Origin of the sequence: Burkholderia sp. THE68 (genome assembly GCF_009938265.1) — a bacterium.
Classification (GTDB): domain Bacteria; phylum Pseudomonadota; class Gammaproteobacteria; order Burkholderiales; family Burkholderiaceae; genus Caballeronia.
In genome coordinates this window covers 848,572-870,285 of record NZ_AP022317.1, presented here as the reverse complement: position 1 = coordinate 870,285, position 21,714 = coordinate 848,572, and the positions used below count along the sequence as shown (strand labels likewise).

At 62.9% G+C, this 21,714-nt stretch carries 21 protein-coding genes and 1 pseudogene; 3 read left to right on the top strand and 19 right to left on the bottom strand.

Going from position 1 to position 21,714, the window contains the following annotated elements; translation table 11 throughout:
- Positions 1-3: 3 nt before the first annotated feature.
- The 5 genes from tssC to BTHE68_RS25305 all read right to left on the bottom strand — a co-directional run bounded on the left by tssC (position 4) and on the right by BTHE68_RS25305 (position 4,073).
- Complete coding sequence (gene tssC / locus BTHE68_RS25325; protein WP_225936394.1) at positions 4-1,506, bottom strand: type VI secretion system contractile sheath large subunit; 1,503 nt, start codon at positions 1,504-1,506, stop codon at positions 4-6.
- A 4-nt stretch (positions 1,507-1,510) separates the two neighbouring features.
- On the bottom strand, positions 1,511-2,038 hold the full coding sequence (gene tssB / locus BTHE68_RS25320) for a type VI secretion system contractile sheath small subunit (protein ID WP_162069012.1): 528 nt from the start codon (positions 2,036-2,038) through the stop codon (positions 1,511-1,513).
- Between the two features lie 38 nt (positions 2,039-2,076).
- A complete protein-coding gene (tssA, locus tag BTHE68_RS25315; protein WP_162069011.1) occupies positions 2,077-3,132 on the bottom strand; it encodes a type VI secretion system protein TssA in 1,056 nt (351 codons plus the stop codon).
- Positions 3,133-3,176: 44 nt separating this feature from the next.
- The gene (locus tag BTHE68_RS25310; RefSeq protein WP_035498968.1) at positions 3,177-3,662 is read right to left on the bottom strand and encodes an Hcp family type VI secretion system effector; all 486 of its coding nucleotides are present in this window, start codon (positions 3,660-3,662) and stop codon (positions 3,177-3,179) included.
- A 174-nt stretch (positions 3,663-3,836) separates the two neighbouring features.
- Complete coding sequence (locus tag BTHE68_RS25305) at positions 3,837-4,073, bottom strand: hypothetical protein (RefSeq protein WP_162068314.1); 237 nt, start codon at positions 4,071-4,073, stop codon at positions 3,837-3,839.
- A gap of 168 nt (positions 4,074-4,241) precedes the next feature.
- Between BTHE68_RS25305 and BTHE68_RS25300 the strand changes: the two genes are divergently transcribed.
- A complete protein-coding gene (locus tag BTHE68_RS25300) occupies positions 4,242-4,778 on the top strand; it encodes an RNA polymerase sigma factor (RefSeq protein ID WP_162069010.1) in 537 nt (178 codons plus the stop codon).
- Positions 4,775-5,605 carry an anti-sigma factor family protein gene (locus BTHE68_RS25295; RefSeq protein WP_232078058.1) on the top strand — a complete coding sequence of 277 codons (831 nt, stop codon included), beginning with the start codon at positions 4,775-4,777 and terminating at the stop codon, positions 5,603-5,605. The genes BTHE68_RS25300 and BTHE68_RS25295 overlap by 4 nt, the downstream gene beginning before the upstream one ends.
- Here the strand turns inward: BTHE68_RS25295 and BTHE68_RS25290 are convergent.
- The 7 genes from BTHE68_RS25290 to kce form a co-directional block, all read right to left on the bottom strand.
- Complete coding sequence (locus BTHE68_RS25290; RefSeq protein WP_162069009.1) at positions 5,602-6,039, bottom strand: HPP family protein; 438 nt, start codon at positions 6,037-6,039, stop codon at positions 5,602-5,604. The two genes, BTHE68_RS25295 and BTHE68_RS25290, sit on opposite strands and share 4 nt — an antisense overlap.
- Positions 6,040-6,159: 120 nt before the next feature.
- Positions 6,160-7,362: an NAD-dependent formate dehydrogenase gene (locus BTHE68_RS25285; RefSeq protein ID WP_162069008.1), complete on the bottom strand. Its 1,203-nt coding sequence runs from the start codon at positions 7,360-7,362 to the stop codon at positions 6,160-6,162.
- Between the two features lie 133 nt (positions 7,363-7,495).
- Positions 7,496-8,428, bottom strand: a complete 933-nt coding sequence (locus tag BTHE68_RS25280) for a LysR family transcriptional regulator (protein WP_162069007.1) — start codon at positions 8,426-8,428, stop codon at positions 7,496-7,498.
- Positions 8,429-8,537: 109 nt separating this feature from the next.
- Complete coding sequence (locus tag BTHE68_RS25275; protein ID WP_162069006.1) at positions 8,538-9,329, bottom strand: SDR family oxidoreductase; 792 nt, start codon at positions 9,327-9,329, stop codon at positions 8,538-8,540.
- A 7-nt stretch (positions 9,330-9,336) separates the two neighbouring features.
- Positions 9,337-10,077, bottom strand: a complete 741-nt coding sequence (fabG, locus tag BTHE68_RS25270; protein ID WP_162069005.1) for a 3-oxoacyl-[acyl-carrier-protein] reductase — start codon at positions 10,075-10,077, stop codon at positions 9,337-9,339.
- Positions 10,078-10,099: 22 nt separating this feature from the next.
- Positions 10,100-11,443 carry an MFS transporter gene (locus tag BTHE68_RS25265; protein WP_162069004.1) on the bottom strand — a complete coding sequence of 448 codons (1,344 nt, stop codon included), beginning with the start codon at positions 11,441-11,443 and terminating at the stop codon, positions 10,100-10,102.
- Between the two features lie 47 nt (positions 11,444-11,490).
- Positions 11,491-12,429 carry a 3,5-dioxohexanoate:acetyl-CoA acetone transferase gene (kce, locus tag BTHE68_RS25260; RefSeq protein WP_162069003.1) on the bottom strand — a complete coding sequence of 313 codons (939 nt, stop codon included), beginning with the start codon at positions 12,427-12,429 and terminating at the stop codon, positions 11,491-11,493.
- Between the two features lie 140 nt (positions 12,430-12,569).
- Here kce and BTHE68_RS25255 point away from each other — a divergent pair, with 140 nt between their 5' ends.
- A complete protein-coding gene (locus BTHE68_RS25255) occupies positions 12,570-13,595 on the top strand; it encodes an AraC family transcriptional regulator (RefSeq protein ID WP_162069002.1) in 1,026 nt (341 codons plus the stop codon).
- An 83-nt stretch (positions 13,596-13,678) separates the two neighbouring features.
- Here the strand turns inward: BTHE68_RS25255 and BTHE68_RS25250 are convergent.
- The 7 genes and pseudogenes from BTHE68_RS25250 to BTHE68_RS25220 all read right to left on the bottom strand — a co-directional run bounded on the left by BTHE68_RS25250 (position 13,679) and on the right by BTHE68_RS25220 (position 21,292).
- Positions 13,679-15,078, bottom strand: a pseudogene (locus tag BTHE68_RS25250) (GntP family permease).
- 159 nt (positions 15,079-15,237) lie between these two features.
- Positions 15,238-15,534, bottom strand: coding sequence for a DUF1330 domain-containing protein (locus tag BTHE68_RS25245; protein ID WP_162069001.1), 297 nt, complete (start codon positions 15,532-15,534; stop codon positions 15,238-15,240).
- A 31-nt stretch (positions 15,535-15,565) separates the two neighbouring features.
- Positions 15,566-15,979, bottom strand: coding sequence for a cupin domain-containing protein (locus BTHE68_RS25240; protein WP_162069000.1), 414 nt, complete (start codon positions 15,977-15,979; stop codon positions 15,566-15,568).
- A 54-nt stretch (positions 15,980-16,033) separates the two neighbouring features.
- Complete coding sequence (locus BTHE68_RS25235) at positions 16,034-16,942, bottom strand: NAD(P)-dependent oxidoreductase (RefSeq protein ID WP_162068999.1); 909 nt, start codon at positions 16,940-16,942, stop codon at positions 16,034-16,036.
- 20 nt (positions 16,943-16,962) lie between these two features.
- A complete protein-coding gene (locus BTHE68_RS25230) occupies positions 16,963-18,504 on the bottom strand; it encodes an acetolactate synthase large subunit (RefSeq protein WP_162068998.1) in 1,542 nt (513 codons plus the stop codon).
- 84 nt (positions 18,505-18,588) lie between these two features.
- Positions 18,589-19,812 (bottom strand): CaiB/BaiF CoA transferase family protein, encoded by a 1,224-nt coding sequence (locus BTHE68_RS25225; RefSeq protein WP_162068997.1) that lies wholly within the window; start codon positions 19,810-19,812, stop codon positions 18,589-18,591.
- Between the two features lie 40 nt (positions 19,813-19,852).
- Complete coding sequence (locus tag BTHE68_RS25220) at positions 19,853-21,292, bottom strand: aldehyde dehydrogenase family protein (protein ID WP_174258110.1); 1,440 nt, start codon at positions 21,290-21,292, stop codon at positions 19,853-19,855.
- Positions 21,293-21,714: the final 422 nt, after the last annotated feature.

The window sequence follows — 21,714 nt, the reverse complement described above, 5'->3', positions numbered from 1 at the left end:
GGCTCAGGCGGCCTTGGCCGTCGGCAGCTTCGACACGAGCCGCAGGGACACCGTGAGACCTTCGAGCTGGTAGTGCGGGCGCAGGAAGAACTTCGACGTGTAGTAGCCCGGATTGCCCGCCACTTCCTCCACGATGACCTGCGCGTCGGCGAGCGGCTTGCGCGCCTTGGTGTCTTCGGAGGAATGCGTGGGGTCGCCATCGACGTACTGGAGAATCCAGTTCTGCAGCCAGCGCTCCATGTCGTCGCGTTCCTTGAAGGAGCCGAGCTTGTCGCGCACGATGCACTTCAGGTAGTGCGCGAAGCGGCAGCACGCGAACAGATAAGGCAGACGCGCGGCGAGATTCGCGTTGGCGGTGGCATCGGGGTCTTCGTATTCGGCGGGTTTGTGCAGCGACTGCGCGCCGATGAATGCCGCGAAGTCCGAGTTCTTCTTGTGCACGAGCGGCATGAAGCCGTTCCGGGCGAGTTCGGCCTCGCGCCGGTCGCTGATCGCGATCTCGGTCGGGCACTTCATGTCGACGCCGCCGTCGTCGGTCGGAAACGCATGCACCGGCAGACCCTCGACCGCCCCGCCCGACTCGACGCCGCGAATGCGCGAGCACCAGCCGGAGGTCTTGAACGAGCGCGTGATGTTCGCCGCCATCGCATACGATGCGTTCGCCCACGCGTACTTGCTGCTGTTCGCGCCGACGGTGTCTTCCTCGAAGTCGAACGCCTCGACCGGGTCGGACTTCGCGCCGTAGGGTGCGCGCGCGAGAAAGCGCGGCATCGCGAGGCCGATGTAGCGCGAGTCCTCGGAATCGCGCAGCGAACGCCACGCGGCGTGCTCGGGCGTCTGGAAGATCTTGGTCAGATCGCGCGGATTGGCGAGTTCCTGCCACGATTCCATCAGAAGCGCCGCCGGGTCCGCGCCCGCGATGAACGGCGCGTGCGCCGCCGCCGCGATCTTCGCGATCTGAGTGAGCAGGTCCACATCCGGGCCGCTGTGATCGAAGTAGTAGTCCGCGACCAGCGCGCCGTACGGCTCGCCGCCGAACTGACCGTACTCTTCCTCGTAGAGCTTCTTGAAGAGCGGGCTCTGATCCCACGCGACGCCGCGATACTTCTTCAGCGTCTTGTGCAGATCCGCCTTGGAGATGTTGAGCACGCGGATCTTGAGCGACTCGTCGGTCTCCGTGTTGTTCACGAGGTAATGCAGGCCGCGCCACGCGCTCTCGACCTGCTGGAACGGCTCGCTGTGCAGGATCAGGTTGATCTGCCCGGTGAGCGTCTGATCGATCTGCGCGATCAGCGCCTCGATGGTCGCGAGGACATCGCCGGAAATCACGCCGGTCTCGCGCAATGCCTGCTCGGCGAGCGTGCGTACCGCGTTCGCCACGGCGTCGCGGGCACGCTCGGACTTGGGCTTGAATTCCTTTTGCAGCAGCGTGGAGAAATCGTCGAGTCCGGGCGCCGCGTCCAATACGGCGGCGCTGCCCTGTTGCTGGATGCTGAGATCGTTCATCGCGTCATGCTCCGGTGACGGGTTTGTCTGCGTCGTCGTTCCGACGAGGCTGGGTGGCGAGCGCCTTCATCAACGCGGGCTCTTCGAGCAGACGGGCGATCAGCGCTTCGGCGCCGGTCTTGCCGTCCATGTAGGTCAGGAGGTTCGCCAGTTGTGTGCGCGCTTCCAGCAGTTGCCGCAGCGGCTCGACCTTGCGTGCGATCGCGGCGGGCGTGAAGTCGTCCATGCTCTCGAAGGTCAGATCGACCGCGACGTTGCCGTCGCCCGTCAGCGTGTTCGGCACCTGCACCGCGACGCGCGGCTTCATCGACTTGAGACGTTCGTCGAAGTTGTCCACGTCGATTTCGAGAAACTTCCGTTCGGCGGCGGGCGCGAGCGGCTCGGCGGGCTGTCCCGCCAGATCCGCGAGCACGCCCATCACGAAGGGCAGGTTGACCTTCTTCTCCGAGCCGTAGATTTCGACGTCGTATTCGATCTGCACGCGCGGCGCGCGGTTGCGCGCGATGAATTTCTGACTGCTTTCCTTTGCCACGATGTCTGCTCCTTTGCTTTGCTTGTATCCGGGGCCGCTCAGACGACGCCGCCCAGATGCCTGAATTGATGCGCGCCGTCCGGCGCGACGTCCTCGATGATTTCGATGAAACTCTTCCCGACCAGCCTGCGCGCGCGTTGCAACAGCACCGGCAATGGGCTCGACGGCTCGCACTCCGCGTAGTACGCGCAGATCGCATCGAGCGCGTCGCTCACGTCTTGTGCGCTCGCGATGCGCCGGGGCGCTACGGGTCCGGCCGCGACGACTCGATGCGTCGCCGGACCGGAACCCGCGCCCTCTTCACTGCTGCTGGTCTCCATCACCCTTCCCCTTTTCCCCGTATCCGGATCCAGCACTTCGACCCGCGCCGCCACGAACTCCCCGATGCGTCCGAGCGGCCGCGCGAGCGGTCCGAAATCGAGCGCGCGCGCCGGCCCCACGCGAGCGGTCAGCGTGCTCTCGATCTGCGCGAGCGACGCCCGCGCCGCCGCGAGCGCCACGCCCATCGCCCGCGCTGCGTCGATGCCTGCCTGCGCGAACGCCGCATCGATGGCCGCGAGCGTCGGCATCTCGTCGCCTTCGACAAGCGGCGCTTCACCCGCCATCACATCGAGTTCGCGCAGTGCGAAACCGCGCTGGCCGCGCGGCGCGACGAACGGCACGTCGCGCAGATCGCCCACCAGTCCCGCGTCGTCGACGAGCGCCGAGAGCGCGTTGACCCGCGCGATCGGATCGTCGCCGTCGCTGGCATCGAGCTGCGGATGCACGCCGCCCCAGTGCTGATCGAGCAGCCCTTCGATCAGCGCAAGGCCGCGCGCCAGTCCGATGAAGCCCTCGCGGACCGTGCTCGAACGCGTGTAATGCACCGCCACGCGCAGATCGCGCGTGCGTTCGAGCAAGGTCATCGAGAGCGAGTGGGCGAGCGTCCAGTCGGGCGGCGTGGCGGCGATCACGGTGCCGCCGTACTGGGCGTCGGGCTTGCCGGCGAGCGCCTCTTCCAGCGACCGGAAATCGGCGCTGTACTCTTCGTCCTCGCCGCACGGAACATCCGGCGAGAGGTCGGTGAGCCAGGCTGCGATATCTGCGCGATTCATGGTGAGGTCCGAAAAAGGCGTGGGTTAGTTCGTGAGCGGGCGGTTCATTCCGACTTGTTCTTCGGGATGTTCCACTTGCCCGTCACCACGCCGCCCTTCTTCGCGCCGGTGTTGTCCTGCGGCTGATACTCCATGTTGAATTGCGCGAAGTTGAGCGTGACACTCTCGGCAATCTGGTCCCCGCCGCCCGAGCCCACCGAGTGGCTGCTGATGAGCACTTCCTTGAGCGTGATCTTCAGATACTCGACCGGCTCGTTGCCGCCCGCCTTGCGCAGCGTGAGCACGGCCTCGGGCATGTGCACGCCCTGGCAGCACGACTGCACGATCGTGGGCGAGCTTTTGTCGACGTACTTGCTGATCGTGAGATCCTGCACCGACGCGGTCCCGGTGCCGCCGCCCGTGCCGGTGTGCGTGGTGCCCATCTGCGAACAACCCCAGGACCAGCTCAGCACTTCGATCTCTTCGGTGTGACCCACCGCCAGAGATTCACCCTTGATATCGCCCAGCTTCAGAAACATATCTACAGCCATGTCAGTCTCCAGAGAAAAATGCGCCTTGCGGCACAGGCAAAATTCGCGTCGCCATTGGATCGCGAAGCTTGGTTTGCGGGCTTTGGATGCGCCGCATTGATTTGGATGCCTAATTTGTATCGATGCTTCGACGCGTTCGAAACGTCGCACATCAACCACTATTCACGTCAGGATTCATTCGCCGAGCGCGCGGCGGATCGCCGCCGCCACGGCTGTCACGTCGCCGCGTTCGCAAAGCGCAGCCCAGCTTTCAAGCGTGTTACGACTCACCGCCGGTGCTTCGCAAAGTTGCGCAAATCGTGCGAGGGTTGCCGTCGAACCGGCTATGCTATGAAAACGTTCGCGTCCGATGCACGCGTCCAGCATGACCGCCATGCCTGCCTGCCGGGCCCGGTCGAGGAGGGTCTCCATGATCTGTCTCCTATTCGGTGGTTCGAGTGCGCGCCGTTGCGCGATCCGTGACCCGAAAACAGCCGCCCCCCGCCGCTTATTCCGCAAAAAAAATCGAAAAATTTTCGGAATAGATCGGCTTCTGGAGTGTTGTCAATCATGAGTGCGCCCATCACAGGAGTTGCCGCGATGAACGACGACGACCTGACGACCGTCCTGCCGACGCTGTTGCCGCGGCTATGGCGGTTCGCGCTGCGGCTCACGCAGAACCAGCACGACGCCGAGGATCTGGTGCAGCGTGCCTGCGTGCGGGCGCTGGAGCGGCGCAGTCAGTTGCAGCCGGGCACGTCGACGCTGAGCTGGCTGTTTTCGATCGTGCATTCGACGTGGATGAACGAATTGCGCGCACGTTCGATCCGCAGCCGCGGCAGCATGGACTGGCAGGATGAGGAGATCGAATCTTTCGCCGATCCTTCGGCGCGTAATCCGGAACTCGATATGCTGCATCGCCAGGTAATCGACGCGGTCGAGGCGCTGCCCGAAGCGCAGCGCGTCGTGATGGTGCTGGTGGCGATCGAAGGCCTCAGCTATCGCGAGGCGGCCGAGGTGCTCGACGTGCCGATCGGCACGGTCATGAGCCGGCTGTCGCGCGCGCGGCTTACGATCGGTCAGAAATTCAGCGTGCAGGCCTCGACGGCAACAACTAGAAAAGGGGAATCCTTATGATGAATGTCGATGATTCGCTGCTGATGTCGTACGTCGACGGGGAGCTTTCGCCGGAGCAGCGCGCGGAAGTCGAAGCGGCGATCGCGCACTCCGATGAACTGGCGGCGCGCGCAGCGGCGCTGCAGGCGTCGGTCCTGCCGTATCGCGCCGCGTACGACCGGCAAACGGTTCCGCCCGTGCCGGAAAGCCTCACGCGCCGCATCGAGGAGCTCGTGAGCGTCAGCGCGCCCCAGGAGCGCAAGGCGTCACGCGGCGCGCGCCGCTTTTCGATGCAGTGGGCGGCCGCGGCCTTCGTCGCGGGTGCGGTCTGCTCGGGCGTGCTCACCGGTTATCTCGGCGGCTACAATCCGTTCAATCGCGGCGCCGATCCGTGGGTGCAAAGCGTGGCGGACTATCAGGTGCTCTACGGACGCGACACGGTCGCCAATCTGCGGGAAGACAAGGTCAGCACGGAGCAGGTTCTGTCCGATATCCACCAGCGCGACGGCATGCCGGTCGCGGTTCCCGATCTGCGTCAGGTCGGTCTCAAGTTCAAGCGCGTGCAGCGCCTGAATTACCATGACCGCCCGCTCATCCAGATGGTGTATCTGCCGGAGCGCGGCGATCCGGTCGCCCTGTGCGTGATCGAGGAAAACGAGGGCGACGCGCCGGTGCGCTCGGGTCAGGTCGGCGAAATGAAGACGGTCACGTGGCGCGCGAACCGGCTCGCTTACGTGCTGCTCGCCAAAACGCCATCGCTCGATCTGCAGGCAGTCGGCAACAGCATCGCCAGCGGGAAGACGGTTCCGCTATACAGCGATCGCGCGGATGTATCGCACGATAGTTAGCGAGGGCGAAAGCAATAGTTGAACACGCGCGAGATCAGGAACAGGCAAAGCACCCCGGCGAGCACGGGCAGCAGCAGAAACTTCACCGATGCTCCGCCCGCCAGCATGATGACCAGCGGATCCGCGCCCGCCGGCGGGTGCACCGTGCGCGTCAGTTGCATCGCCGCGATGGCGAGTCCGACCGCGATCGCCATCTGCCATAAGCCGATGCCTGCGAACGCGCAGATGCCTACGCCGATCGCGGATGCAATCAGGTGCCCGAACACCAGATTCCTCGGTTGGGCAAACGCGCTCTCGGGCACTGCGAAAAGCAGCACGCACGATGCGCCGAAAGGCGCGATCAGAAGCGGCAAGCCGGTGGTTTTCGCGAGCAAGCCGAGCACGCCGATCGCAGCCGTGCCCCCAAGAAAGCCGAGCAACGCAGGTCCTGCCATGATGCGAGCCGTTGCTCGCATCCCTTCGCCGGATACATTTTCCATTTCGCTGTGACGAGATTGGTTGATACGCCGCGATGCGTGATGTCTCACCCATCGCGGCGCGATGGCTATGCCCAATCAGGCGACCTTGAACCGGCTCGCTTCTTCCGAGCCTTTGGTAGCGTTGCCGGCGGAATAGGAATGCGCACCGGTACCGGCGAGCTTGCCTCCATCGACGATCAGATACTCGTCGCGGATCGGACGTTCGCCGAACCAGCAGTCCAGAATCTCGCGCGTGCCGGCCGCGTAGCGCGTCTGCGCGGACAGCGTCGTGCCGGACGTGTGCGGCGTCATGCCCTCGTGCGGCATCGTGCGCCACGGATGATCGCCCGGCGCGGGCTGCGGGAACCAGACGTCACCTGCGTAGCCTGCGAGCTGGCCGGTTTCGAGCGCGTGCACGATGGCATCCCGATCGCAGATCTTGCCGCGCGCGGTGTTGATGATGTACGCACCGCGCTTCATCTTCGAGATCATCTTTTCGTTGAACAGATGCTCGGTTTCGGGGTGAAGCGGGCAGTTGATCGTCACGATGTCGCAGACCTTCACCATCGATTCGACGCTGTCGTGCCACGTCAGGTTGAGCTCGCGCTCGATCTCGCCGGACAGACGATGACGGTCCGTGTAATGCAGCTTGACGTCGAACGGTTTAAGGCGCCGCAACACCGCCAGTCCGATACGCCCGGCCGCCACCGTGCCCACATGCATGCCTTCGAGGTCGTAGGCGCGTTCGACGCAATCGGCGATGTTCCAGCCGCCCTTCTTCACCCACTCGTGCGAGGGCAGATAGTTGCGCACTTGCGAGAGGATCATCATGACGACGTGCTCGGCCACGCTGATACTGTTGCAGTACGTCACCTCGGCGACCGTGATGCCGCGCTCGATCGCGGCCTGCAGATCGACGTGATCGGAGCCGATTCCGGCCGTGAGCGCGAGCTTGAGCTTCGGCGCCTTCGCGATGCGCTCGGCCGTCAGGTACGCCGGCCAGAACGGCTGCGAGATCACGACTTCTGCATCGTGCAGTTCGCGCTCGAAAACGGAATCCGGTCCGTCCTTGTCGGACGTGACGACCAGCGTATGTCCTTGCGATTCGAGGAAGCGCCGCAAGCCCAGTTCACCCGACACGCTGCCGAGCAACTCGCCCGGCGTGAAGTCGATCGCATCGGGCGTCGGCGCGGTCTGGCCGCCGGGATAGCTCGTGATTTCGGGCACGCCGTCGCGGGCGTATTTTTTCGGCATGCCGTTGACGGGATCGTCGTAAAGCACGCAAAGCACCTTGGCCATTTCGTCTCGCTCCGTTTGATTTGAAAGATCGGCCCGGCAAGTCATGACGCGCTGGGTCGATGGAGCCAAGTCTCGGCGAACGGGCGTGGTCGCGTCCAATCGTTTGGACGTATGCGCTGATAAGTGCGGCTTATCAAGCGCCGCGTTGTGCGGGCGGCAGCAGCGTATCGAAGCGCTGCTGGAGATCGAGTTCGCCAACCGCGCTCCACATCGCCGCGACGAGCGGCGGCATGGCCGGCGCACTGCGCGTGATGAGTCCGATCTCGCGCGTGAGTTCGGGCTCGAGTGGAATCGCGCGCACGCCGCTTTCCTTGCCGTCGATCACGCTGAGAAGACTATGCGGAAGGATGCTGTGCAGCCCCGCGTGCTGCACGTTCGAATGCAGGGCGAGCAGCGAATCGGTTTCCAGCACGACAGTCGGCTGGACGCTCGCGCGCCTGAACGCTGCGCTGATCACCTGGCGATTCTGCATCGCGGTGCCGAGCAGACAGAACGGCAGGTTGCCCAGTTCCGACCACTTCGCCGCGCGCGGGCGCGCACGCGTGTGCGTCCCCGCTGGAGACAACAGAAAGTAGCGCTCCAGATACAGCGGCAGAACCGCGAAGCCGGCCTGCACGCGCTTGTCGAGATACGTGAAGCCGATATCGATCTCGTAGTCGTCGAGCTGACGGAGAATGACGTCGGAACTCAGCGAACGCACGGCGTAGTGGATCGCTGCGTGCTGCGCGCGGCACGCGCCGAGCAACAGGCCGATGATCGGCATGGTCGTCGGAATCACGCCGAAGCGCAGCGTGCCCGTCAGGCGCACCTGCGACGCCGACGCATCCTGGCGCATGTGCTCGAGCGCGGCGAGCGTCTGGCGCGCCCAGCCGAGCACCCGCTCGCCTTCCTCCGTGAAACCAAGGAAGCGCCGTCCGCGTTTGACGATCACGAGCCCCAGTTCCGTTTCGAGACTGCGGATCGCCGATGACAAGGCCGGCTGCGACACGTTGCACAACTCGGCCGCTTTCGCAAAATGCTGCTCGGTCGCGAGCGTGACGAGATACTTCAGCTGGCGGATGAACATCTGGACGCCTGTACCATTTCCATTGCCGCTCCACGTTATATCTTATCGAATATAACGATGCAGATCGGTTCTGTCCACGTCGCCGGCGAAGCCAACCAGCAGAAAGTCCTCAGAGATACTCTACATTCCCGTCGACGCTGATCGACTGCCCGGTGATGTTGCGGGCGGCGGGTGAAGCAAGAAAAAGCGCCGTGGCGGATATGTCCTGCACCGTCACCATGCGACGTAACGAGATCTTCCCCAGGTATTCATCCCGCATTGCGTCTGCCGTCACGCCCAGTGATTCCGCCCGCGCGGCGATCACGCGATCCATCCGTTCCCCTTGCACGATGCCCGGCAGAATGGCGTTGACTCGAATGTCGCTGGGCCCCAGTTCGATGGCCAGCGATTTGGTTAGCCCGACCAGCGCCCACTTCGTCGCGGCATAGGGCGTGCGAAACGCGTAGCCGAGCCGCCCCGCAACCGAAGACATCGTGATGATGCTCGCGCTCCGGGATGTCTCCTTCATGAGCGGCACCGCCTTGCGCAGGAAGTTGAACTGTCCGTTCAGATTGGTGGTGACCGTTCGCTCCCACTGTTGCGCGTCGATATCTTCGATAGCCCCTGTCGGACCGGCGATGCCGGCGTTGTTGATCAGCAGATCGAGTCCGCCCAGCGCGCGCGCGGTTGCCGCGACGACCTCATCGACCTGGGTCGAGTCGCTCACGTCCGCGACGCAGCCATGCAACGACGCACTCGTCGACGTAAATGCTTCGACGGCGACGGCATCGACGTCGCAGATGACGACCTGCGCGTCGGCCTCGACGAACGCCTGAGCCATCGCGGCGCCGATGCCCGAGGCCGCGCCGGTGATCAGTACCCGCAAACCAGGCTGCGGCTTCAACAGTTCAAAAGTATTCATGTGGATCTCAGAGCGTCATGCCGCCGGACACTTCGATCACGGCGCCATTGATGTAACTCGCTTCGTCGCTGGCGAGAAACGCGTAGACATTCGCGACCTCTTCCGGCGCACCGAGCCGGCCCAGCGGCACCTGTTCGCGCATCTTGCGCAGAACGTCTTCGGGGATCGTCGACAGGATCGACGTGTCGATGAACCCGGGGGCGACAGCGTTGACGCGAATGCCCTTCGGCCCGAGTTCCCGGCTCCATGTCTTGGTGAAACCGATCACACCGAACTTGGACGCGGCGTAGTTGGTCTGGCCGAAATTCCCATAGATGCCGACGACCGAACTCGCATTCAGAATGACGCCCGAGCCTTGCGCGACCATTCCGTCCAGGACGGCCTGGCTGGCATGAAAGACAGCGCGCAGGTTGACGTCGATCACCGCGTCGAACTGGTCGAGGGTCATCTTCTGGAGACGAGCGTCGCGCGTGATGCCCGCATTGTTCACGAGCACGTCGATACGGCCGAAGCGCTTGATCACGCCTGCGACCACCTCGTCGACGGCGAGCCTGTCAGTCATGTCGATGCAGTATGCCGCCGTTTCTGCACCCGCCTCCTGGCAAGCCTGCGTCACTTCCCTGAGCGCTTTCTCGTTCACATCGCACACGACAACGGCCGCGCCTTCCTGCGCGAACTTGCGAGCGGTAGCGGCGCCAATGCCCTGTCCCGCGCCCGTGATCAGCGTTACCTTTTTCTGTAATCTCATCTTTTCGCTCTGTGTCGATCGTTCAGGATTGCATGCCGGCAGCACTGCCGTTGCCAAGCGGGGACGATGCTTCGGCCTCGCGGCGAATCGCCTTTGCGAACAATGGCACAAGCAGCAGGCCGAGCAACGACGCCACGAGAATGATGTAAAAGCCGGAATCGCTACGTCCCGTCACGGTCTCGGCCAAGCCGAACAGGTAGGGTCCGACGAACCCGCCGATCAGCCCGATCGTGTTGATGAACGCGAGACCTGCAGCGGCCTGAATGCCGTGCAGACGCTTCATCGCAATGGCCCAGTACGATGGCAACACGCCCCCGGCGAAGAAAGCCGTCACCGCAAGCAGCACCATGCGCGCCGCGGGGCTCGACGTGGCGATGAACGCGCACGCACCGGCGATGAGTCCAACCGTGAGAATGCCAAGGAACGCGCAGTCATTGCCGTAGCGCCGATGAATCCGTGGCAGGATCAGCACGCCCAGCAGGAAGCCAAGACCGACGCTCGCGGCAAGCACGCCGACGAGCAGCGGCGACTTGACGTGCATCTGCTGAATCATCGAGGGCGCGAAAAAGTACAGACCGACGAACGCCACCTGGTTGAGGAAGTAGATCAGGCCCATCATGACGGTCGTAGGGCGCTTCAACGCCGCCATCCAGTCAGAAGACGTCAGCTCCGGATGTCCTTGCGCATCAGCGGCGGCACGCGACTCCAGCGCCTGGGCTTCCTCGACGGACAGCCAGCGAGCGTCGCGCGGACGCTCCGGCATCTTGAAGAAAAGCAGAATGCCGACCAGTACGCTGGGAATGCCCTCGATCATGAACATCCATTGCCAGCCATGAAGGCCGCCGAGGCCGTTCATCTGCATCAGGGCGCCGCCGAGCGGACTGCCGAGCATCAGCGCGAGCGCCGGCGCGATGTAGATCCAGCCCACGACGACCGGCTTGTCGTTCGGTGCGAACCAGAGCGTGACCATGTACATGAGCGCCGGGAAAAGCCCGGCCTCGGCGATGCCCAGCAGCACGCGCAGAACGTAGAACGACCACTCGCCCTGCACGAACATCATCGCGGTGGAGAGAATGCCCCATGTCACCGCAATTCTCGCAATCCATCGACGCGGCCCGATGCGATGCGCGGCGAGATTGCTCGGCACCTCCAGCAAGGCATAACCGATGAAGAAGATGCCCGAACCCAACCCGTACGCGGCGGCGCTGATGCCGACATCGATTGCCAGTTGAGCTTTCGCCAGCGCGACGTTCGTGCGATCCAGGAACGACATGAAGTAGATCGCACACATGAGTGGAATAAGGCGCTGCATCGCTTTGCGGGTAGCGGCGCGGTGCAGCTTGTCGAGGTCGTCGATGATGTTCATTGTGTCTCCGGGATGGGTCTGCGCCCTGTCTGCGAATATCGAGAGTCTTACGGTGTAACCTTGTCGCGCCCTTTCAGCCCGAGCATCGCGCGCGCTTCGTCCGGCGACGCTATTTCGAGCGACAGCTCTTCGAGGATGCGACGGATCTTGCGTACTTGCTGCGCGTTCGACTCGGCCTTGACGCCCTTGGCGATGTACACGCTGTCTTCCAGCCCGACGCGGACGTTGCCGCCGAGAATCGCGCTCATCGTGACGAGCGGCATCTGGTGACGGCCCGCGCCGAGCACGGAGAAGTGATAGTTCTCGCGTCCGAACAGGCGGTCGGCCGTTGCGCGCATCACGGTCATGTTCTCGGGATCCGCGCCCATGCCGCCGAGAATGCCGAACACCGACTGAATGAAGAACGGCGGCTTGATCAAGCCCTGATCGACGAAATGCGCGAGATTGTAAAGATGTCCGAGGTCATAGCACTCGAACTCGAATCGCGTGCCTTTACCGCCGAGTTCGAGGAGGATGTGCTTGATGTCCTTGAAGGTGTTGCGGAAGATCATGTCCTCCATGCCTTCGACATACCCCTTTTCCCATTCGTAGCGCCAGGACGACGTTTTCGCCGCAAGCGGATGGATCGAGAAATTCATCGAGCCCATGTTGAGCGAACACATCTCGGGCGCCGCGCGCAGTGGATAGGCGAGCCTCTCTTCCAGACTCATGCGCGTGCTGCCGCCCGTCGTGATGTTGATGACCGCGTCCGTCGCCTCTGCGATGGCGGGGACGAATTCGCGGAAGATGTCGGGGTTGGGCGTCGGACGGCCGTCGATGGGATCGCGTGCGTGGAGATGGATGATCGCCGCTCCGGCTTCGGCGGCTTCGATCGCCTGATCGCGAATCTGGGCGGGGGTGATCGGCAGATGCTCCGACATCGTCGGAACGTGGGTGGCGCCGGTGACAGCGCACGAAATGATGACCTTGCGGCTCGAATCGCTCATCGAAAAATCCTCGTCTCCGTTTCCATTCAGCGCCTCCCGTACACGGAGTGGCGCCTTGTGACTCGAATCTTATTGAGGTAGCATCCGCGAGAAAAGGTCTTTTTCGGACACTCGAGAGTCCTCAGAGGACAACAGGACACATGGCTACCATTCGACCTCCGCTCAACGAACGCATGTTCGCGCCCTACAAGATCGCCGCACTGGTCGAGGTGCTCGCAGAACAGGGAATCGCGCCCCAAGACAGCCTGAGCGGCTCGGGCGTCACGGTTGCCGAACTCCAGGACGCTTCGGTGCTCACGTCCATCGGGCAGTACGCGACTGTCTGCAGGAATGCCGTGTCGCTCGGCTGCGAGCCGGCAACGCCTTTCAAGGTCGGACGCAAATTGCATTTGTCCGCCTACGGGATGTATGGCTACGCGCTCATGTCGTGTTTGTCGTTGCGCGACTATTTCAAGCTCGGCGTGAAGTATCACCGGCTCGCAACGCCGACCGTCGCTATCGAATGGACGGAGTATCCGGATCGCATGGTCTGGACGTTTCCTGATGCGTTCACGTCGAGTCCGTCGCGCGAACTGCGCGAATTCATCATCGAGCAGCAATACACGCAACACGTGACGCATCTTCAGGACGTCGCCGGCGGCGTATGCCCGCCGGTGAAAGCGTGTTTCTCATATCCCGCGCCCTCGCACGCAGACATTTACGCTGACTATCTCGGATGCGAATGCCTCTTCGATCAGGAGCAATGCGAGCTGGTCTACGACAGCGCGATTCTTGAACGCAAGCCGCAACTTGCTCACCCTCTCACGACGACATTGCTGCAAGAGACCTGCGATCGGTTGATTGGACAGGCGAAGACATCCAGCGGCGTCTCGGGCGAGGTGTACCAAAGCCTGATGGCCACGCCCGGATCCTTTCCCGACATGGAGAGCGTCGCGAAGTCGATGCATCTGACATCGCGCACCCTGAGGCGGCGACTGGACGAAGAAGGCTCGTCATTCCAGGCCATCGTCGATGATGTCAAACGCTCACTCGCGCTCGAATACCTCAAAACGACGAAGATGAGTACCGAGGACGTCGCGATGCTGCTTGGATTCAGCGATGCCGCGAACTTTCGGCGCGCGCTCAAACGGTGGACGGGGAAAGGCGCGGAGGAGCTTCGTCGCTGAAGCTGGAATCTGTCCCAACTGGTATTTGAAGTTCACCTCCACGTTGTTCGACGTCGCGCGGTCGCTGCTCCCTCCCGCGGGTTTCAAACCCACCCGGTGACGTAATAGACGCCGATGACGAACGCGACCGCCATGGTCTTGATGAGCGTGATCGCGAAAATCTCCCGATAAGACTGTCGATGCGTCAGCCCGGTCACCGCCAGCAAGGTAATGACGGCCCCGTTGTGCGGTAGCGTGTCCATGCCGCCGCTCGCCATCGCGACGACGCGATGCAGGACATCCAACGGTATGTGCGCTGCTTGCGCATTCCTGATCAACAAATCGGATGTCGCGGCAAGCGCGATGCTCATGCCGCCGGAGGCCGACCCGGTGATGCCGGCCAGCGTGCTCACCGACACGGCGGCATTGACGAGCGGGTTAGGGATGGTCTTGAGCGCATCGCTCACGACCAGGAAACCCGGCAATGCAGCGATCACTGCACCGAACCGTATTCCGACGCCGTGTTCATTGCAGCCAGCAAGGCGCCGCTTGCAGCAGCGCGCGTGCCATCGGCAAAAGTGGCTGCGACCCGCCTGTACGCCGTCAAGACCACGAGCGCGATGCCGAGAATCAATGCAGCCTCGACGGACCAGATCGCTGTCACCGTCTTGATCGACGTCGTAACCTGACCGTGCACGCCTGGCAGCACCTCCGGCGCCACGGTGTACGAAGGTCCATACCAGAGCGGAATCCACTTCGTGAAGCAATAGTTCGAGACGCCGACCAGGACTAGCGGCATGATCGCCAGCACCGGGTTGGGCAGCATGTTCTCCGCCACGCGCTCCGGTTCGTTGACGAGCGCCGTGCCGTAACCTTCGCCCGTTGCCATCACGCTCTTTCTGCGCCATTCGAGATAGATCAGTCCGACGACGAGCATGAATACCGAACCGCTCATCCCAAGCGCAGGCGCGGCCCAGCCCGTGGTCTTGAAAAAGGTCGACGGGATGATGTTTTGAATCTGCGGCGTGCCGGGAAGCGCATCCATGGTGAAGCAGAACGCGCCCAACGCGATGACGCCAGGCATTAACCGCTTCGGAATATTGCTCTGCCGATAGAGCTCCGCAGCGAATGGATAAACCGCAAACACGACCACGAAAACCGACACCCCGCCGTAAGTCAGCAACGCGCACACCGTAATGATCACGACATTCGCGCGTGAACGGCCGATATACCGGATGGCGGCCGCGACAATGGCGGCTGCAAATCCCGATATCTCGATCAACTTTCCAAATAATGCGCCAAGCAGAAACACCGGAAAGTAGAGCTTCACGAAGCCAACCATCTTCTCCATGAAGATGCCCGAGAACACCGGCGCCACGGCTGCGGGTTCCGTGAGGAAGACAGCGCCGAGCGCGGCGATCGGCGCAAAAAGAATCACGCTGTAGCCGCGATACGCCGCGACCATGAGAAACGTCAGCGAACAAAGAACAATTACCAAGGCCATACCTGTCTCCGGTCCCGACTATTTCTTTCGGTTTTGATTTTCAAACTCACAGTGAAGTCTTCGGCTGTTTTCAAAATCCGGTCTCCTCATTTTATTTAGCCATACGAAATTACAAGGATGGAGTATCGCGCTGGATGACCCGACGACATTCAGATTGACTTAACTGGCCCCGGCGAGACACATGACTCGCGCCTCTGCATTACGCAGTCGCAGCGGCAGGATGTCCTGATACGCGGTCGATGCATACCATTCTTCCGCGCGTTGGAGGCTTTCGAATTCGAGGACCACGATCGTGCCGCCATCCGTTGTTCCTTCCAGCACGTTTTGCGTGCCGCCCCGAATCAGGAACACGCCGCCGTATGCGTCGAGCGTTGCCTGAACCTTGCTGCTGTATTCGCTCCACTCAGCGTTGGCCGAGCGAATATTCACTTCGGCAAAAATATAACCCTTGGTCATTTTGAAGTTCTCTCTGCGTTCGATATGTCGTTCAACGTCGGGAAGCGAAGGCCTCGGGCGCGTCGCAGGCCACTGTGCCCATCTTTGCCGGCACCGACACTTCAAGAAGCTCGAAGTCTTCCGAGATGGCGATCTCGTTGTGCTTCAGCCCACCCGGAATAAGCAGCGATTCGCCTGCGCTCACGCGAATCTTCCGTCCGTCCTCGATCAGAAGATCAACCCATCCCCGCAACGTGAAGATGAACTGGGACTCGCACAAGTGGTAGTGCCAGCCCGTTTGCTGCATGTCGCCCGTGGCAATGGTGAGTTGCGCACGCATGCGACCGTCCGTGGCATCCGTGACACTAAGATCGCGATATTTAAAGAATTCGCGACGCCCCGGCACCAGTGGCGCGGTTTCCGGAGTGGCATAGGCAAGTTTCGCAATCAGCTCGGCGGAATTCATGATTTTCTCCGTGGGTTCAGGCAGTTGAAGGGTTAATGAACGCTATCCGCGGAGCTATCGTCGTGGCGCGCCACGAACCGTCACGCCGCCGCGTACTTCCACGATCTTGAGGATGAACGTGAAGTCGTCGCCTCCGTGGCCCTGTTCGATGGCGCCATGCCATAGACTTCGCGCTTCGTTCAGCACGGGCACCGGCACGTCGAGCGCCTCTGCTTCGGCAATGGCAAGCTCCACGTCCTTTGCCACGATCGACATGTACGCACCGAAGTCGAATGCGCCGCAGATGGCGAAGCGGGCGAGAATATCCGCGGCCGCGCTGTGGCCGGTGCTCGACCGGATCACCTCGACCATTGCGTCCGCGTCGAGTCCCGCCTTCGCGCCGATCGTGAGCGCCTCGGAAGCCACGGCCATGTTGGCTGCGAGCATGATGTTGTTCACCAGCTTCATCGCCTGGGCCTGGCCGGGCTGTTCGCCGAGCCGGCAGATTGTCTTTGCGATGAGTGTGAGCCACGGCATGGCGGTCGCGATGGTCTCGTCATTGCCGGACAGCATGATCGACAAGGTGCCTGCGCGCGCCGCAGCGGGCCCGCCGCTGACTGGCGCATCGATGGTCGCGATGTTCGAGGCAGCGAGCCGCTTCGCATTCGACGAGATCACGGTCGGTCCGAGCGTGGACATCTCGATATAGGTTTGCACGCGCTTGCCCGCAACCACGGCATCCTGCCCGAACAGCGCGCGTTCGCAGACGTCGCTGTTCGGCAGACAGGCCATGACAACGGTCGCCGCATCCGCCACCGAACGCGGGCTGGCATGCGCGATCGCGCCAGCTTCGACGAGCGGCCCGACCGCTTCCGGATTCGGGTCGAACACATGCAGCGTCGAGCCTGGATGAATGAGCCGCAGGGCAATCGCGGCGCCCATGTTTCCGAGGCCCAGAAAGCCGAGATGCGTGGTATTGCTCACGTTGTTGAGTCTCCGTGAATTCAGATGATCAGTTCAATCAGGAAGGGCCCGTTTTGCAGGAAGCTCTGCTTCATCAGGTCCGCGCATGCTTCCAGTGTCGTCGCGCGCGCCGCTTCCACGCCCATGCCATTGGCGAGCTTCACCCAGTCGAGATCGGGGTTGGAGAGATCGAGCATGCTCATCGCGGTCGGGCCCGGAATGGCGCCGACATTCTGGTATTCGCCGATCAGGATGTTGTATTTCCGGTTGCTGAGAAGGATCGTCGTGCAGGGCAGCTTCTCGCGGGCTTGCGTCCATAAGGACTGCAACGAATACATGGCCGAGCCGTCCGCCTGCAGACTGATGACTCGCCTCGCTCCACCGCTCGCCACCGCCGCGCCGGTCGCCACGGGCAGGCCGTCGCCGATGGCGCCGCCAGTCAGTTGAAGCCAGTCGTGCGGCGCGGCCCCATGGGTGAACTGGTAGAAGCCGCGCCCGAACGAAACGCTCTCGTCGGACACGATGGCGTTCTCCGGCATGAGCGCGGCCAGCGTCCGCGCGAGGCCTTCCGGCGTCGGCGTGCCTCGGCCCGCTTCGGGTCGCGGACCGGCATCGGGCATGGCGGCCGGGGGCGCATTCAGCGCTTGCGCGAGCGCCAGCAATGCGGAAACAGGATTCTGCTCGACGCGCGACACGGTGTGAATCTGCGCAGTGCCCGAGTATTGAATGGAAGGCTTGCCGGGGTACGCAAAGAATCCGACCGGTGCTTTCGCATTGACCAGGATGATGTGCTGGAATGGCTCCAGCAGCTTGATGGCCTGATCGGTGTTGTACGGCAGGCGCTCGATCGGCAAGCGGCCACGGCCGCGCGCGACGCGTCCGTTCACATACTCATACTTCAGTGTCGCGCCCGTTGCGCTCGCGATGCGCCATGCCAGCTCCTGCGCTTGCGGCATCGCGCAGTGTCCGCCGAGCAGGATCAGTACGTTCGGGTTGTGCCGAAGGATGCGCGCAGCCGTCTCGACCGCGAACGGATCGACGGCAGGCGCGGCGGGAACGGGCAGCGCGCGCGCGGCAACGCCACCTGCATCCCACGACGTATCGGACGGCAGAATGAGCGTGGCGATCTGTCCCGGCGCGGTGCGCGCCGCCGCTACCGCCGCCGCCGCATCCCTGCCGACATCGGCCGCGTGCCGGCTCGTGCGCACCCAGCGCGACACGGCATTGGCGAGGCCAGCGGTATCGGCGGTGAGCGGTGCATCGAACGGCTGATGATAGGTCGCCTGATCGCCCACGATATTGACGATGCCGCTATTGGCCCGGCGCGCGTTGTGCAGATTCGCCCAGCCATTGGCGAGCCCCGGCCCGCAGTGCAGCAGCGTGCTCGCCGGCTTGCCGGCGATACGGTAGTAACCATCGGCCATGCCGGTCACGATGTTTTCCTGAAGGCCGAGCACGCAACGCATGCCCGGGATCTGATCCAGTGCCGCAACGAAGTGCATCTCACTGGTTCCGGGATTGGCGAAGCAGGTGTCGATGCCCGACTCGAGCAACGTGGTAACAAGACTCTCAGCGCCATTCATGCTGTACTTTCTCCGATTCAACGATATGCGCGCCGGCCGGCAAGGAACGCCCGCCCGGTTCGCGATTGCAGATGTGCCGGCCTTTCATACGATCGCGCGGCTGCGCAGCGCCTCGATATCGCCCGCACGCATCCCGCAGAGCGATGCGAGCACCTCGTCGGTGTGCTGACCGAGCGTTGGCGGCGGCGTATCGTAGGTCATGGGTGACGCGGACATGCGGATAGGACTGGCCACGCTCGGCACGCTGCCTGCCAACGGATGCGCAATGTCCACCCGCATCTGCCGATGTTTCACCTGCGGATGCTCGAACGCCTGCGCGATGCTGTTGATGGGCCCGGCGGGCACGCTTTTCCGATTGAGCTGCACGGTCCACTCGTCCACCGTGCGCGTGAGCATCATCTCTTCGAGCATGGGAATGAGCACATCGCGGTGAGCCACGCGTGCAGCGTTGGTCGCGAATCTCGGGTCGGCCGCGAGATGAAGGCAGTCACCCGTCTCGCAGAACTTCGCGAACTGACTGTCGTTGCCGACGGCGATCACCATTTGCCCGTCCTTCGCGTCGAACACCTGATATGGCACGATGTTCGCGTGTGCATTGCCTTGCCGGCGCGGCGTCGTCCCCGAGACGAGGTAGTTCAGGTTCATGTTGGCCATCGTCGCCACCTGAACATCGAGTAACGCCATGTCGATGTACTGCCCTTCACCCGTTGTGGCCCTCTGCGCGATGGCCGCGAGTATCGCGACCGTCGAATACATGCCCGTCATGATGTCCGCAAACGCGACGCCGACCTTCTGCGGGCCGCCACCTGGACACTCATCGCGTTCGCCGGTGATGCTCATGAGGCCGCCCATGCCCTGAACGATGAAGTCGTAGCCGGCCATCCCGGCGAGCGGTCCGGTCTGCCCGAAGCCCGTCACCGAGCAATAGACGAGACGCGGGTTGAGTTTCCGAAGGTCTTCGTATGACAGACCATAGCGGGCCATATCGCCCACCTTGTAGTTCTCGATGAATACGTCGGCCTGTGCCGCGAGCTGACGGACGATGGCCTGACCCTCCGCACGCGCTATGTTCAGGGTCACAGACTTCTTGCCGCGATTGGCCGCGAGATAGTAGGCGGCTTCGCCCGTGGGTCGACCTTCTGGGTCCGTCAGATAGGGCGGTCCCCAGCCACGCGTGTCATCGCCGCTTCCGGGCCGTTCGATCTTGATGACTTCTGCTCCCAGATCCGCGAGCGTCTGACTCGCCCAGGGTCCGGCGAGCACGCGCGACAGATCCAGCACGCGTACACCGGATAATGCTTTGGACATCTGTTCTCTCCTGCTTGAGTCGTGTTGATGCGGGCAGTCTTCAGGCCTGCGCCCAGCCGGAGACGGCCTTGACCTCGAGAAACTCCCCGATGCCCCACACGCCGCCCTCACGTGCGCGGCCCGATGCCTTGATGCCGCCGAAAGGCGATCCGGCTCCACGCGGTTTGCCGTTCATCTCGACCATGCCGGAGCGCAGCCGCGCGGCGACGCGATTGCGCTTCTCGCCGTCCGTGGATTGCACGTAGTTGGCGAGGCCGTAGGGCGTGTCGTTGGCAATGGCGATGGCTTCATCCTCGCTATCGAACGGGATGATCGAGAGCACCGGCCCGAAGATCTCCTCGCGGGCAATGGCCATCTGGTTATTCACATCGGCGAAGACAGTCGGACGAACGAAGTAACCAGCCTCGTGTCCGCGCGGGCGTCCGGGACCGCCTGCCACGAGTCGCGCGCCTTCGTCGATGCCCTTTTCGATCATCTCCTGCACTTTCATGAACTGCGCCTCGGATGCGAGCGGCCCCATGTGCTTGCCCGGCTGATGAGCCACATCGACGGCCACGCTTTGCGCGATCTCGCGCGCTTGCTCGACCACGCGCTCGTAGATCGACCGCTCGACCAGCATGCGCGTGGGTGCGTTGCAGCTTTGTCCCGTGTTCTTGAAGCAATGGAGCACACCGCGCTTCACTGCGCCTGCATCCGCGTCTGCGAAGACAAGATTCGCGCCTTTGCCGCCGAGTTCGAGCGATACGCGCTTGAGGGTCTGCGCCGCCGCGATCGAAATGGCGATGCCCGCGCGCGTCGAACCGGTGAAGCTGATCATGTCCACATCCGGATGGGATGAGAGCCGTGCGCCCGCTTGCGCGCCGTCGCCATTGACGAGATTGAAGACACCGCCCGGGAAGCCCGCTTCGTCGATGTACTCCGCGAAAAGCAGCGACGACAACGGGGCGATTTCCGAGGGCTTGAGCACCGCGGTGCAGCCCGCGAGCAACGCGGGCACGACCTTCAGCGCGACCTGGTTCATCGGCCAGTTCCACGGCGTGATGAGGCCCGCTACGCCGATCGGCTCCATCAGGATGCGGTCATCGGGAGCGTGAGCTCCCAGCGGGCGTTCGAATCGAAAGTCACGAAATGCGGCGATGAAATTTTCGATGTGGAACGCACCGGCGCCGACGTGGTCGTGCGCGGCCAGGTCGATGGGCGCGCCCATTTCCAGGCTGATCATCTCCGCCATCTCGGGCGCGCGACGCTCGTAGATCGCAAAGAGCTTCTCCACCAGCGCGAGGCGCTCGGCCGGCGTGGTACGCGACCAGCCGGTGAAGGCACGGCGCGCCGCATCGACCGCACGATCGATGTCGGTTTCATCGCCGGCGGAAATGACTGCGCAGGGCTGTCCGGTCGATGGATCGACGACGGGAAGCGCTCGCGCCGTCCGTGGTTCATCCCAGCGCCCATCGATATAGAACTCTCTTTTTTCAAGCACGATTTCTCTCAGGCTGCAGATTTCAGAATCGACGCTTCCCGTATTGCGAAGAGCGGGAAGTCCCATTGGCCGAACGGTAAGCTCGGTCATTTGACGTTGCAAATAGGGATAACCCGTTGTCTATAGGATAACGATCGGCAGGCCCGTGGGCCGGTCGTTACACCTTGATCGACAGGTTTGAATCGAATCAAAAAGAAACGCGGAAAACGGCCATTCCGCGAGAATGGGGACGAATGCGGGCGCGAGCGTTCGGATGGATTTGCGCGTTCATCGGCCCGCAGTGCGGCATTGACAGGACCGGACAGCGTCGTGCGAGTGGTAGAGTTAACGGACCGCCTGAGCGCGAATCCCCACGTCGATCGACGATCCGGATCAAGGAAATCACCGCATTGCCCACAACGAAAAGACGAGCTACGCAGACT

Bases quoted from the DNA above. Each gene is read 5' to 3' on its own strand.
- BTHE68_RS25245 (WP_162069001.1), bottom strand. From the start codon at position 15,534: ATGACCAAGGGTTATATTTTTGCCGAAGTGAATATTCGCTCGGCCAAC.
- BTHE68_RS25295 (WP_232078058.1), top strand. From the start codon at position 4,775: ATGATGAATGTCGATGATTCGCTGCTGATGTCGTACGTCGACGGGGAG.
- BTHE68_RS25265 (WP_162069004.1), bottom strand. From the start codon at position 11,443: ATGAACATCATCGACGACCTCGACAAGCTGCACCGCGCCGCTACCCGC.
- BTHE68_RS25240 (WP_162069000.1), bottom strand. From the start codon at position 15,979: ATGAATTCCGCCGAGCTGATTGCGAAACTTGCCTATGCCACTCCGGAA.
- BTHE68_RS25255 (WP_162069002.1), top strand. From the start codon at position 12,570: ATGGCTACCATTCGACCTCCGCTCAACGAACGCATGTTCGCGCCCTAC.
- BTHE68_RS25310 (WP_035498968.1), bottom strand. From the start codon at position 3,662: ATGGCTGTAGATATGTTTCTGAAGCTGGGCGATATCAAGGGTGAATCT.
- BTHE68_RS25285 (WP_162069008.1), bottom strand. From the start codon at position 7,362: ATGGCCAAGGTGCTTTGCGTGCTTTACGACGATCCCGTCAACGGCATG.
- fabG (WP_162069005.1), bottom strand. From the start codon at position 10,077: ATGAGATTACAGAAAAAGGTAACGCTGATCACGGGCGCGGGACAGGGC.
- BTHE68_RS25280 (WP_162069007.1), bottom strand. From the start codon at position 8,428: ATGTTCATCCGCCAGCTGAAGTATCTCGTCACGCTCGCGACCGAGCAG.
- tssA (WP_162069011.1), bottom strand. From the start codon at position 3,132: ATGAATCGCGCAGATATCGCAGCCTGGCTCACCGACCTCTCGCCGGAT.
- BTHE68_RS25225 (WP_162068997.1), bottom strand. From the start codon at position 19,812: ATGTCCAAAGCATTATCCGGTGTACGCGTGCTGGATCTGTCGCGCGTG.
- BTHE68_RS25230 (WP_162068998.1), bottom strand. From the start codon at position 18,504: ATGAATGGCGCTGAGAGTCTTGTTACCACGTTGCTCGAGTCGGGCATC.
- BTHE68_RS25305 (WP_162068314.1), bottom strand. From the start codon at position 4,073: ATGGAGACCCTCCTCGACCGGGCCCGGCAGGCAGGCATGGCGGTCATG.
- kce (WP_162069003.1), bottom strand. From the start codon at position 12,429: ATGAGCGATTCGAGCCGCAAGGTCATCATTTCGTGCGCTGTCACCGGC.
- BTHE68_RS25290 (WP_162069009.1), bottom strand. From the start codon at position 6,039: ATGGCAGGACCTGCGTTGCTCGGCTTTCTTGGGGGCACGGCTGCGATC.
- BTHE68_RS25300 (WP_162069010.1), top strand. From the start codon at position 4,242: ATGAACGACGACGACCTGACGACCGTCCTGCCGACGCTGTTGCCGCGG.
- BTHE68_RS25275 (WP_162069006.1), bottom strand. From the start codon at position 9,329: ATGAATACTTTTGAACTGTTGAAGCCGCAGCCTGGTTTGCGGGTACTG.
- tssC (WP_225936394.1), bottom strand. From the start codon at position 1,506: ATGAACGATCTCAGCATCCAGCAACAGGGCAGCGCCGCCGTATTGGAC.